The 12,876-nt window shown below is 55.1% G+C and carries 12 protein-coding genes; 9 read left to right on the top strand and 3 right to left on the bottom strand.

What is annotated here, in order from left to right; genetic code table 11:
* Positions 1 to 134 precede the first annotated feature (134 nt).
* The gene (locus NQH49_RS16275; protein WP_256697431.1) at positions 135 to 470 is read left to right on the top strand and encodes an endonuclease domain-containing protein; all 336 of its coding nucleotides are present in this window, start codon (positions 135 to 137) and stop codon (positions 468 to 470) included.
* Between the two features lie 211 nt (positions 471 to 681).
* Here NQH49_RS16275 and NQH49_RS16270 read toward each other — a convergent pair whose 3' ends face one another.
* Positions 682 to 2,394, bottom strand: coding sequence for a flagellar biosynthesis protein FlhA (locus NQH49_RS16270; protein ID WP_256698448.1), 1,713 nt, complete (start codon positions 2,392 to 2,394; stop codon positions 682 to 684).
* On the opposite strand from NQH49_RS16270, the gene NQH49_RS16265 reads away from it, so the two are divergent.
* From NQH49_RS16265 to NQH49_RS16240, 6 genes are all read left to right on the top strand, one after another.
* A complete protein-coding gene (locus NQH49_RS16265; protein WP_372340028.1) occupies positions 2,369 to 3,283 on the top strand; it encodes a flagellar motor protein MotB in 915 nt (304 codons plus the stop codon). The two genes, NQH49_RS16270 and NQH49_RS16265, sit on opposite strands and share 26 nt — an antisense overlap.
* 312 nt (positions 3,284 to 3,595) lie before the next feature.
* Complete coding sequence (locus NQH49_RS16260) at positions 3,596 to 4,210, top strand: cupin domain-containing protein (RefSeq protein ID WP_256697429.1); 615 nt, start codon at positions 3,596 to 3,598, stop codon at positions 4,208 to 4,210.
* A 110-nt stretch (positions 4,211 to 4,320) separates the two neighbouring features.
* Positions 4,321 to 5,760 carry a circularly permuted type 2 ATP-grasp protein gene (locus NQH49_RS16255; RefSeq protein ID WP_256697428.1) on the top strand — a complete coding sequence of 480 codons (1,440 nt, stop codon included), beginning with the start codon at positions 4,321 to 4,323 and terminating at the stop codon, positions 5,758 to 5,760.
* Positions 5,754 to 6,683 carry an alpha-E domain-containing protein gene (locus NQH49_RS16250; RefSeq protein WP_256697427.1) on the top strand — a complete coding sequence of 310 codons (930 nt, stop codon included), beginning with the start codon at positions 5,754 to 5,756 and terminating at the stop codon, positions 6,681 to 6,683. Before NQH49_RS16255 ends, NQH49_RS16250 begins: the two co-directional genes overlap by 7 nt.
* The gene (locus NQH49_RS16245) at positions 6,680 to 7,480 is read left to right on the top strand and encodes a transglutaminase family protein (protein WP_256697426.1); all 801 of its coding nucleotides are present in this window, start codon (positions 6,680 to 6,682) and stop codon (positions 7,478 to 7,480) included. Before NQH49_RS16250 ends, NQH49_RS16245 begins: the two co-directional genes overlap by 4 nt.
* Before the next feature lie 17 nt (positions 7,481 to 7,497).
* Positions 7,498 to 8,202, top strand: a complete 705-nt coding sequence (locus NQH49_RS16240; protein ID WP_008103315.1) for a proteasome-type protease — start codon at positions 7,498 to 7,500, stop codon at positions 8,200 to 8,202.
* Between the two features lie 43 nt (positions 8,203 to 8,245).
* Here NQH49_RS16240 and NQH49_RS16235 read toward each other — a convergent pair whose 3' ends face one another.
* The gene (locus NQH49_RS16235; protein WP_256697425.1) at positions 8,246 to 9,013 is read right to left on the bottom strand and encodes a capsular polysaccharide synthesis protein; all 768 of its coding nucleotides are present in this window, start codon (positions 9,011 to 9,013) and stop codon (positions 8,246 to 8,248) included.
* Positions 9,014 to 9,098: 85 nt separating this feature from the next.
* The gene (locus tag NQH49_RS16230; RefSeq protein WP_256697424.1) at positions 9,099 to 9,719 is read right to left on the bottom strand and encodes a response regulator transcription factor; all 621 of its coding nucleotides are present in this window, start codon (positions 9,717 to 9,719) and stop codon (positions 9,099 to 9,101) included.
* Between the two features lie 277 nt (positions 9,720 to 9,996).
* On the opposite strand from NQH49_RS16230, the gene NQH49_RS16225 reads away from it, so the two are divergent.
* Positions 9,997 to 11,697, top strand: coding sequence for a bifunctional ornithine lipid synthase OlsF (locus NQH49_RS16225; protein ID WP_256698447.1), 1,701 nt, complete (start codon positions 9,997 to 9,999; stop codon positions 11,695 to 11,697).
* A 96-nt stretch (positions 11,698 to 11,793) separates the two neighbouring features.
* Complete coding sequence (locus NQH49_RS16220; RefSeq protein WP_256697423.1) at positions 11,794 to 12,861, top strand: ABC transporter ATP-binding protein; 1,068 nt, start codon at positions 11,794 to 11,796, stop codon at positions 12,859 to 12,861.
* Positions 12,862 to 12,876 lie beyond the last annotated feature (15 nt).

Raw genomic sequence — 12,876 nt, 5'->3', positions numbered from 1 at the left:
AACAGTGAAGCGAATTAGAGACAGATTCGGTGTGTTTTTTTATAACAGTTGGAATCTACTGCTCAAGATGGCACTCCATGCGTTGTGATTGGGCACCAGCGGGAACACGATGCGCTTTTTCAGGATGAATATTGATGCGACATCATGTGCTGCGCGCTAAGGAACTGAGAAATAACATGACGCCAGCAGAGCGAAAGCTCTGGATTCTGCTGCGCGCCAGACAATGTGGTGGCTTGCGATTTCGCCGCCAGTATCCTTATGGCCCGTATATCCTGGATTTTGCCTGCCTGGAGAAGCGGCTAGCGATTGAACTCGATGGATCGCACCATGGCGAAACTGTCAGATATGACGATGAACGTACGCAACGGTTAAACAGACAGGGCTGGCGTGTGCTGAGGTTTTGGAATCATGAGGTGATGCTGCAGCCGGACACGGTTTTTGCAGTGATTATGGCGGCGTTGATGGGATAGTGCTGGCTGTTAGAATTGGGTCGGTGCTCGCTGTCCCCCTCCTCGGTCGGTGCTCGGTGTCCCCCTCCTCGGTCCTCCCCCATGAATGGGGGAGGAGGATGCTGCCATATGTTAGTTCTGAAGCTGCATGTGGCAGCGTCTCCTTCCCCCGCTAGCGGGGGAAGGCCGGGATGGGGGACCAGCGAGCACGTTCCAAGACAGCCAGTACGCTCTAACTCACCTGACCCACAATCTGCAAATTCGCCTCATCGGGCACTTCGTTATACGACAGCACATTCAACCCATTGGCAAACAGACGCGCGTAGCGCGCAATCAGCGGACGCAGCTGCGGCGTGACCAGCAGCACCTGCGTCAGGTTCTGCGCTTTCAGCTGCTCCATCATCACCGGCAGCGTGCTTTGCAACTGCGTCAGGATATTCGGATCCACCGGGAAGCTATCCAGTGCCACTTTACCGGCTTGCTGCGCCTGATTTAGCGCCGCCAGCAGCAGGTTCTCCAGACTGTTCTCCAGCGTATACGCCGACAGCGGTTTATTATCCGGCGCAATCGCTGCCACCATCGCACGGCGCAATGCATAGCGCACATCGGACGTCAGCAGGATCGGATCTTTGGTGATCGCCACGCTCTCCAGCAAAGTCGTTGCGATGGTGGTGATGTCCTTCAGCGAGACCTGATCGTTCAGCAGCAGACGATACACTTTCAGCTGCAAGCTGTAGTTCACCGCCGCATTCACATCTTCAGAGAGTTTAGGTGCCACGTTCGCCAGACGCTGATGCAGCTGGGTAATGTCATCATAGTTAAACAGCTCGGGCAGATTCTCACGCACCACTTTATTCACATGGGTGGCGACCACGCTGGCGCAATCCACCACCTGATAACCGAGGTTCAGCGCTTTGGCTTTCTGCTCGGGCAGGATCCACGTCACCGCCATGCCGTAGGCGGGATCGGTATCCAATACGCCATCGATCTCACCGTACTGTTCCGGCGTCGGGATCGCCATTAAACGATCGGCATGCACTTCGCCGACGGCGGTGCGCACACCGTTGATCTTGATCGCATACTGCGCCGGTTTGAGGTGGAAATCCTCGCGCAGCGCAATTTCCGGCAGCAGCACGCCGCTGGTTTCCGATACCACCTGGCGCACGCCGCGCATACGCAGCGTCAGCGGCGCGCCTTTGCCTTTATCCACCAGCGTCACCAGCTTGTAGCCGAGATTCAGGCCGATGGGCTCAACCATCGGGATATTGTCCCAACCGATGGCGGGCTGCTCTTCCGGCTGCATCAGCGCCTGATTGATCGCTGCCATATCGTGGTGATCTTGCGTCGGTGCTTTCACGCCACGGCTTTGACGCCAGGCGGCAAACAGCAGCATGGCGGTAAAAATCAGGAACACCAGATGCGGCATGCCCGGCACAATCGCCAGCACAAACATTACGGCGGCAGCGGTGTACAGCGTACCCGGTCGTGCCAGCAGCTGCGTCTTGATGTCATCGCCCATGTCCGCGCCATCACTGATGCGCGTCACGATGATGGCCGCGGCGGTTGAAAGCAGCAGTGATGGAATCTGCGCCACCAAACCATCACCGATGGTCAGCAGGACATACTGTTCAAATGCTTGTCCCGCCGGTAAACCGTGCTTGAACACGCCGATCAAAATCCCGCCGATCACGCTGATCATCAGGATCATGATCCCGGCGATAGCATCACCGCGCACGAACTTAGAGGCTCCGTCCATCGCGCCGTAGAAGTCGGCTTCGTTGGCAACGTCTTTACGGCGCAGACCGGCCTGTTCCTGATTGATTAAACCGGCATTCAGATCGGCATCGATCGCCATCTGCTTGCCCGGCAAGGCATCGAGGGTAAAACGTGCCGAGACTTCGGAAATACGCTCGGCACCTTTGGTGACCACCACAAAGTTGATCATCAAACGCGGCGGCAAAAAGGCGCACCATGCGCATCATGGCGGCGCGTGGAAAGTGGCGTTTGCCGACTTTACGTTGGCGATGATGGCGTTGTTTATGGTGCTGTGGATTATGGGCGCGGTGAGCGAAGAGGAACGTAAAGAGATCGTCGCGCAATTGAACGGCACTTCCGTTTTTACTGGGACCAACTTCAATCCCTTTGATGTTGAGAGCGCGGGCTCATCGGCGATCATTGGCGAAACCATGGCGGTTTCTCCGCCGACGCAAGCTGCGACCGTCAGTTCATCTCAGGATGACATCAGCCTGAACGCGGGCAACCAACCGCAGGAAGATTTAGACAGTGTGCTGTCGCGTTCGGATGCGGAACTGGCGCTGTTACATAGCCAGCTGCAACGGATGATCAACAGCTATAACGCGCAAAATTATCTGATGCTGGAAACCTTGCCACAGGGGCTGCGCATTCTGATTCAGGACGATCAGGATCGCATGATGTTCCCACGTGGGAGCGCGGTGTTAACCCCGTTCTTCCAGAAATTGCTGACCGAACTCGGTCCGGTGTTTAACCGTATCGACAACAAAATCATGATCAGCGGTCATACCGATGCTGCGAAATATAGCGGCCAAGCCTCCTACAACAACTGGAACCTGTCTGGCGATCGCGCGCTGGCGGCGCGCCGTGCGCTGGAGCGTGGCGGATTAGAGAGTGCGCGTGTATTGCAGGTTAATGCCATGGCATCACGTATGCCACGCGATCGAGACGATCCGATGAGTGCGCGCAATCGTCGCATCGAAATTCTGGTGTTAACCGATGCCGCTGCTGAAACCTTATTCCAATTTTATGGCCGCGAAGGGGAGAACGTTGTGAAGCCCATCGCTGAGCGCCTGCGATAACCTGTCAGTGCCTTTGAATCGTTTTTTTGATTCGGCCGGTGGCGAAATCCACCGGTTTTTTTTCGCCTAAAATTCCTGCACTTTGCGGCCGGGTCACCATAAATGGCGACCCTACAAAATCGTGATAATGCATCGTAGGGTCGCCATTCATGGCGACCACTCATTTCCCGCACGCGATGTTAAAAATGTTACCAATAAATTTGGCTTTAGTTAGCTAAATCATTCTTTTTTGTGAATTTTGTCGCCGGGCGCACATTGCAATGCCGCTTTGGTAAGCCACAATTAAGCATCGTGATTAACCGGAGAAAGAGTATGACTGCCAACCACTCCAGCCTGCTGTTACTGATGTCTTTCGCCGCCGGCACCTTTTCTGCTGGATCCTCCAGCAATCCGCAACATTTGATGCTGTCGCTGCCCTCCGGCGGCGTGCCCAACAGCCCGTTACCGTTGATCATCTGGCCTGGCATCGTGCCGTATGACGCTGAAAATCCCACCGAAGACAGCGCCGTCTGGTTTGAAACCACCTTTACCCGCAACGGTTGGCCTGCCGCGTGGCGTGCGCCGATTTTCCCGTATACGCATTACCATCCGAACACCCATGAAGTGCTGGGCGTCGCTGCCGGTTGGGCGGAAGTACTGTTCGGCGGCGACAGCGGTCGCATGGTGACGTTGCGCGAAGGCGACGCGGTGTTGATCCCCGCAGGCGTTGGCCACAAACAGGTCTTTGCCTCAGAGGATTTTTTCACCGTTGGCGCCTATCCTGAAGGCATGTCCCCGGAAACCGTGCGTGATGAGCCGTCGCGTTTACGTGCGTCGAAGGAGACGATCCAGCATGTTCCCCTGCCGCACCGCGATCCCTTTACCGGTGGCGAAGGCGCGATGACGGAGATCTGGCTGCCAATCGCGCAGCAGCTGATGCACCAGTAAAGTGCATAACAGCCATTTCCGTAGACGCGGCGCGTGTGACATGCCGGGGGCAAGCCTCTGGCACAGTTTGTGCAGGAGAGAAATATCTCTAGACAAGCGCCGGGTAAATCATGAAAGAAAGCTACCAGATAGCATCGCACTTCTATGATGAGATGTTGTTGAGCGATGGCCAACACCGCGCTCACTACCAGCAATACTGGGAATGGTTACAACAGGCGGACGTCGATGCCGTAGCGCGCAAGCGTGAAGAGGCGGAACTGCTGTTTCATCGCGTCGGCATCACCTTCAACGTTTACGGTGATGATGGCGGCGCGGAACGTTTAATTCCTTTCGACAGCGTGCCGCGCATCATTCCTGCCAGCGAGTGGGCGATGCTCGATCGCGGCATTCGCCAGCGCGTGCAAGCCCTCAACGCCTTCCTGCACGATATCTATCATCAGCAACTGATCCTCAAAGCGGGCATCGTGCCTGCCGAACAGGTGCTGGTGAACGATCAATATCAGCCCTGTATGCAAGGCGTCGATCTGCATCGCAATATCTACGCGCATATTGTCGGCGTGGATATGGTGCGCAATAACGATGGCGAATATTACGTGCTGGAGGACAATCTGCGCACCCCGTCTGGCGTCTCCTACATGCTGGAGAACCGCAAGATGATGATGCGCCTCTATCCGGAGTTGTTCGCCGGGCAGCACATCGCGCCGGTTGAGCGCTATCCCTCGCATCTGCTGCAAACCCTGCGGGAAAGCTCGCCGGTCAACGATCCGGTGGTGGTGGTGCTGACGCCGGGCCGCTTTAACAGCGCCTATTTTGAACATAGCTTCCTTGCGCAGCAGATGGGCGTTGAGCTGGTGGAGAGCGCCGATCTGTTTGTGAAAGATGGCGCAGTGATGATGCGTACCACCGCCGGGCCCTGCAAAGTCGATGTGATCTATCGTCGCGTGGATGATGCCTTCCTCGATCCACTGGCATTCCGCCCGGATTCTATGCTCGGCGTGCCGGGCTTATTATCGGTATATCGATCTGGCAACGTGGTGCTGGCGAACGCGATCGGCACCGGCGTCGCCGATGACAAATCGATCTACCCGTATGTGCCGGACATGATCCGCTTCTACCTCGATGAAGATCCGATCCTCAATAACGTCCCAACCTGGCAATGCCGCAAACCGCAGGATCTTACCTATGTGCTGGCTAATCTGGCGAAAATGGTGGTGAAAGAGGTACACGGCGCGGGCGGTTACGGCATGTTGATTGGACCGGTGGCGAGCCAGCAGGAGCTGAGTGATTTCCGCGATCGCCTCAAAGCGCGGCCGGAAAACTACATCGCGCAGGACACGCTGTCGCTCTCGACGTGCCCGACCTTTATCGACAACGGCCTCGCGCCACGCCATATCGATCTGCGTCCGTTTGCGCTGTGCGGCGCGGATATTCGTCTGGTGCCCGGCGGTTTAACCCGCGTGGCGCTGAACGAAGGTTCGCTGGTGGTGAATTCGTCGCAGGGCGGCGGCACCAAGGACACGTGGGTTCTGGAGGATGACGCATCATGCTAAGCCGCACGGCCAGTGGCCTTTATTGGATGGCGCGCTATCTCGAACGCGCAGAACAACTCGCACGCGTGTTGGACGTGACCAACCGTTTGTCATTAATGCCGGTGCGCGGCAGCCAGGGCGATGAGCTGCTGCTGCCGCTCAATCTCACCGGCACACGTGAACTGTTTGAAACCCTGAATGGCCGCTGCACCATGCCGCAGTTGTTCAACTTCTTCGCGCTCGATGACCGCAATCCGTGCAGCATCTTCAGCTGCTGGCAGGAGGCGTGGAACAACGCGCATGCGGTGCGCGGCAGCTTGTCGTCGGAAGTGTGGGAGAGCATCAACTCGACGTGGATTGAGATGCGTAACACGCGGCGACGCGGTATTACCAGCGCTAACGCCGACACCTTTTTCGATTGGGTGAAAGAGCGTTCGCACCTGTTTCGTGGCGCGATGTTCGGCACCTTGCTGCGCGGCGATGCGATGAGTTTTATCCGCATTGGCACGCTGATGGAGCGCAGCGACGGCACTGCGCGTTTGCTGAGTGTGAATCAGCAATTGCTGGAGCAGCAGTCGGATTCGGTACGCGAATATTATTGCCTCGACACCTTGCTGCGCGCGGTTTCAGCGCGTGAAGCTTACAACGCCATCTTCAAGCAGCAGCTGTTGCCCGATCTGGTGAATGAGATGCTGATCCTGCGCAGTGAAAGTCCGCGATCGCTGCACTCCTGTATTGATGAGATCGCCACACAGTTAGAGAACATCGGCAGCAGCGGCGAAGATCGCCCGCGCTATTTGATCACCGTGCTGCTGGCCGAAATGCGCTTCAGTACCTGGGAAAGCCTGACTCAGGAAGGCTTGTATCACTGGCTCAATGCATTCCTGACGCGCCTGAATGCGCTGGCCGACAGCATCAATCACACCTATCTGGAGGCGAAATGAGACTGAACATCGAGCATAAAACCCGTTACGCCTATGAACATCAGGTGACACTCAGCACCCAATATCTGCGCCTGACGCCGCAAAATTCGGTGCATCAGCAGATACTCTCGTGGGAGCTCGAGCTGCCGTGTGAAGCCACCTGCACGCAGGATGCATACGGCAATGTGATGCATGTGCTGACGCTAGATACGCCGCATCAGCAGCTGGATATCGCCGCGCGTGGCGTGGTGGAGATCCTTGATGATGGCGAATGGGCACCCGATCCGGAATCATTATTGTCGCCGTTGGTGTTTCTGCGCTCATCGCCGCTGACGCAGCCGGACGGTGAGATCCGTGAGTTCGCCAAGCGCTACTGGCGACCGGAAAAACCGCTGGCCAGCCTGGAAAAACTCATGGATGAACTGCTGCTGAAGATGCCGTATCGTCCGGGCAGCACGTTGGTTACTGATGCCGCCACGAAAGTATTTGCCGCCGGCAGCGGCGTTTGCCAGGATCACAGTCACGTGTTTCTCGCCTGCTGTCGTAGTCTGGGGATTCCGGCGCGCTATGTGAGCGGCTATCTCTATACTGAAAACGTTGAGCACGTCGCCACTCACGCCTGGGTTGAAGCCTGGCTGGATGGCAGTTGGCACAGCTTTGATATCACCAATAATACTCGCAGCACGCGCCAGCATTTACGTCTGGCGGTCGGTGTGGATTATCTCGATGCGTGTCCGGTGCGCGGTATGCGGCTGGGCGGCGGCGGTGAAGATATGCTGGCGGTGGCTGCGGTGCTTCAGGTGCATGCGCAGCAGTAATCAGAACAGGCGTGACTATGACTTATTGTGTGGCAATGCGTTTATCGTCAGGGATGATTTTTGTATCCGATTCACGCACCAATGCGGGCGTCGATCATATTTCCTCGTTCCGTAAATTGCATGTATTTCAGGTCGATGATGAACGCACGTTGGTGCTGCAAAGCGCCGGCAATCTGGCCACCACGCAGAGCGTGCTGAGCCTGCTGCGACGCAACAACGGCGATAGCGATCAACCGAATTTGCTCAATGGGCGATCGCTGTATGACATCGCGCTGATGGTGGGTGAAACGCTGCGCGAGGTGATCAAGCGCGATGGCGAGGAGTTTGGCGGCACGCTGCTGCTGGGCGGGCAGATTCGTGGTGAGGAGCCGCGTCTATTCCAGATCTATCCGCAGGGCAACTTCATCGAAGCCAGCGTCGATACGCCTTATTTTCAGATTGGTGAGAGTAAGTACGGTAAACCGATTATTGACCGCGTGCTGCGCTATGAAACGCCGCTGAGTCAGGCGATGCAGTGTGCGCTGATTTCGATGGATTCGACGCTGGCGAGTAATATTTCAGTGGGTTTACCGCTGGATGTGATGGTCTACCGTACTGACAGTTTCAGCGACAGCGAGCAATATCACATCACCGAGCACCATCCCTATTTTTCACAAATTCGTCAGCTGTGGAGTAAAGGGCTGCTGAGCGTTTTTTCGCAACTGCCTCCGTTGAAGCTATAAGCTGAGCGTTATGAAAGCGAAGCTGGATATTATTACGTTATATCTAGCTATTCGCTTCCATCAGAATATAAGGAAGCAAGTAATCATTTTTCATGCTTGTAATTTTCTCTTCAGAGAAATCTTTGAAGACTTCTGGTGTCCATGAATTATGCAGTGAAATAATGCCACATTTACACTTTGCCAGTTCGCTGGAAAAATCCTTCTGCGATTTTGGCATGAAATAGTATGACAAATAGCGTTCCCATGGCTCTTTCTCAGGTTGCCTGGCCTCTAAAATATTTCCCTCTTCAACGGCATCCAGAATATGAAGGTAATCATCATACTCACCACTTTTGATCAGGGGATCTAAAATGCCGTTGCCGACATAGTTCCATGAAATTTCGCCTCTAATGTTATTAAGACGCGCGATGATCCCCATGAACCACGCGGCAGTCAGTTTGTTTCTTTTATTAGCAGATAACACGGCAAGATGAATGCCTCGCGATGCTGGATAGCCAAAAGTATACAGTTTATCCCCTTTGAGAAAATTCATATCACTGATGTTTTTTGTGATTATGGTGTCGGCATCAATAAAAACACCGCCTAACATGGTTAATACCCATGCTGAAACCATGTCTGATTGCATTGCTAAAGAGAACTGGAAGAAAACCGGCGGCAGTATCTTTTTAGGTATGAAATCATAGATATTTTTATGATTAATGATTTTTATTTCCAGGTTGGGGATGTTGTTTTTCCAACTCTTCATACATAAATTAAGATAGGCCGGTTTGGTTTTCCCTGGCAGGTCAACCCAATAGGTGTAAATAATCATTTCGTGTCTCCTGAGTGGCATGAAAAGCTTAGGCGACACGCTGTGAAAAAACTTAAGTGGCAGGGTTCAAAAGAGCACCGATCGATTACACCAGTTCGTTGATCTTCGCTGTCATATTAATCCCGCTTATCCCTTTCAATCCAAGCTTGTGCAAGATTTTTATTTTATAAGTACTCACAGTTTTACTGCTCAGCTGCAATTGGGAGGCAATCTCTTTATTACTCATTCCTGATGCGAGCTTAACTAATACCATCAATTCCCGGCGTGTGAGGCTCATCAATTTTTCACTTTCAATGAACTCATTCATGTCTGCAGCCGTATGCGTGACAGGATAAAAGCGGTTTCCGCGCTCAACCTCTTTAATTGCGCTAAGAAGCATCTCTAACTCTCCGCGCTTGTAAACATATCCTTCCACACCCAGTTGCAGGCAACAGCGTTGATAAAAAAGGCTTTCTGAAGCAGAAAAGACAATGATTTTTTGCTCTGGCATGGCGCGCTTAATATCTGCAATTAGCGGAATTCCCGCGCGGCCTGGCATGGTGAGATCGAGTAAAAGGACATCCGGGCGTGACTGATGAAGCTGAGTAATCAAAAGATCGCCTTTTTCGGCTATTCCGACAATGGTGTAGTTAAATGACTGTAACAGCGCCTGGATACCCGTACAGATTAATGGGTGATCGTCCACAATAAAAACTGAGTGAATCATATGTGTAGTCCAAAGGAGAAAATAAAAAATAAATGCAAAGTTAAAACACCAATGACTAAACACTAAATAGTGGTGTGACCAGATTAATTCACGCTGCTTAAGAATAAGCTTTAAGCCATGTCTTGAATTTAGGATTTTAAGGTGAGTTGCTGTTTTTTATGCGTTAGAACAAAGCAGGCTGCTGCTTTTTACGCTCTGGCTGTAGAGCAGTCATAAATCTGAAAACAAGCCGTTTTAACGTCGAGGCGATAAACCGCTGCGCATAAAAAGGTGAATGATGTTTTCAGTTGATCAGCTTCTCGATACTTACTGGCCTGGCCATCAACCGGCGAACTGGCAAAAAAGCGTCCTGAAATGGGCGGTTCGTGAACATGAATTCCAGGCGTTTGCCGCCCGCTATCGCCACCTTAAAGGCGTGGATATGGTGGAGCAAGTACTGGAGCACCTGGATGTGCGTTGTGAACTGAGCGAACGCGATTTGGAGCAGATCCCAACGCGCGGGCCGGTAGTGATTGTTGCTAATCATCCGCTTGGTGCGCTGGATGGCCTGGCGCTGCTGGCGGCGGTTTCGCAGGTGCGGCGTGATGTGAAAATTGTCGCTAACCGCATGTTGATGATGCTGGAACCGATCAACAACATGATGCTGCCGGTGGATAATATGGGCAACCGCACCAGCCGCGAACAGCTAACGCATATGCAGCAGCATCTGGATAATCAGGGTGTACTGATCATCTTCCCTGCGGGCGAAGTGTCGCGCCTTTCCAGCCGTGGCGTACGCGATCGTCACTGGCACCACAGTTTCTTACGCCTCGCCGCCCGCGCTCGCGCGCCGATCGTGCCGGTGCACGTGGTGGGGCGCAACAGCCTGGCGTTCTACGCCGCCGCTAAAATAGCCTCGCCGCTGGCGTTATTAATGCTGGTACGCGAAATGTTTCGCCAGCGCGGTACGCGCATCAAGCTGCACATCGGCGAGCAGATCCCCTTTGCCAACTGGCATGATGGCCACACGCCGGGCAAAGAGCTGGCGAAGCGGCTACGCAAACATCTGTATCGCATTGGACAAGGGCGGCGCGGCCTGTTCCCGACCGAAGCGGCGATTGCGCGTCCGGAAGATCGCGCCGAGCTGAAAAAAGCGCTGATGGAAAGCGAGCGACTGGGCACGCTGCCGGATGGCAAGCAGATCTACCTGTGGCGACGCAACGGCGCCAGCTGGGTGCCGTTGCTGCGTGAGCTTGGACGTTTACGCGAAGTGGCGTTCCGCGCAGTAGGCGAGGGCAGCGGGCGACGTCGCGATCTCGACAAATACGATGACGATTACTATCACCTGATTCTGTGGGATGACGATGCGCTGGAGATCGTCGGTGCCTATCGCTTTATTCCCGGCGCTGAGCAGCTGGAGCGCCGCGGGCTGGAGGGCATCTACAGCGATAGCCTGTTCCACTACGACGAGCGCATGTTGCCGATCATCAATCAAGGTCTGGAGCTGGGCCGCAGTTTTATTCAGCCCGCCTATTGGGGTAAACGCGGCCTCGATTATTTGTGGATGGGCATTGGTGCCTACATCGCCAGGTATCCCGAAACCCGCTATCTGTTTGGTCCGGTCTCAATCTCGGGCGGCATGCCGCTGGCGGCGCGCGATCTGCTGGTGGCGTTCTATCGCCTGTATTTCCCCACCGAACTGCCGCTGGCGACCTCTCGCCGCCCTTATCCGGCCTCGCTGCCGGAAGTGCTGGCGCAGTTCACCGGCGATAACTACAGCGAAGATTTACGCCGCTTGAAGCATCTGCTGGCGAATCTCGGCACTGCCATTCCCACGCTTTACAAGCAATATTCCGAGGTGTGCGAGCCGGGCGGCGTGCAGTTTATCGATTTCGGCAGCGATCCAGATTTCAATAATTGTATCGATGGTTTGGTGCTGGTGGATCTGACGCGGGTGAAGCTTGCGCGTTATGAGCGGTATATCGGCATGCACCTGTGAATTGGTCGCCATTTATGGCGACCTGGCCCAATGTCATGGAATCGTCATCACAGTGTCGTAGGGTCTTAGCCGGACTGTTAGCGAAAGGCCAGAAACATGGCATCAATCACACTGCGCGGGCTGCGCAAATCCTTTGCGGCGCAGCCGGTATTGCAAGACATCTCGCTGCAGATTGCGCAGGGAGAATTCATCGCCGTATTGGGTCCGTCGGGCTGCGGCAAAACCACTTTGCTGCGCCTGCTGGCCGGATTTGAAACCGCCGATGGCGGAGAAATTCACGTTGGCGATCGCTGCTTCGCCGCGCCGGGCGTGCATCTGCCGCCGGAAGATCGTCAGCTTGGCGTGGTGTTCCAGAGCTACGCGCTGTGGCCGCATATGACGGTGACGGAGAATGTCGCCTACAGCCTGAAAGTTAACGGCGTAGCGCGTGCCGAACGCGAGCGCCGCACGCAGCAGGCGCTGGAGCTGGTGGGATTAGAGGCGTTCGCCGCACGTCGTCCTGCCGATCTCTCTGGCGGCCAGCGTCAGCGTGTGGCACTGGCGCGTTGTTTAGTGGCGCAGCCAACGCTGGTTTTGCTCGATGAACCGCTCGCCAACCTTGATGTCCACCTGCGCGCCACCATGGAAGAGGAGTTCCGCCGCTTCCATCATCACAGCCGCGCCACCTTGCTCTACATCACCCACGATCAGCATGAAGCGATGGCGCTGGCCGATCGCATCGTGGTGATGGATGCTGGCCGCGTGATGCAGTTCGCCACGCCGCAAACGCTGTGGCGCGAACCGGCGAATGCCATGGTCGCGCGCTTTGTTGATGACGGCAAAGTACTGCCGATCAGCGATATTGAACCACTCGGCGATGGCCGCGCCTTTGCCACGCTGTGCGGCCTGCGCGTGCCGTTACGCTGCGCGCGGGATCAGCGCCCGCAGCCACAGGCGCAAGCCAGCTTTCATGCCGTCGATTTCCAGTTAGCCGCGCCGGGCGAACCGCAGTTTGCCGCGCGCGTGCAGCGGGTGATTTATCGCGGCGGCCACCATCAACTGAATGTCACGCCGCTGGATGCGCCCGAGTGCAGCATCACGCTGCTGCTGGCCGATCAACCTTTACCCGCTGTCGATGCCACTGTCGGTGTGGCACTGCGCGACGGCTGGATTCTTCCTTCTTAACTTCTTAACCCTTCA

Source organism: Pantoea trifolii, assembly GCF_024506435.1.
Classification (GTDB): Bacteria; Pseudomonadota; Gammaproteobacteria; order Enterobacterales; family Enterobacteriaceae; genus Pantoea; species Pantoea trifolii.
The sequence above is the reverse complement of the archived record's forward strand: the minus strand, read 5'-3'. Positions and strand labels throughout refer to the sequence as shown.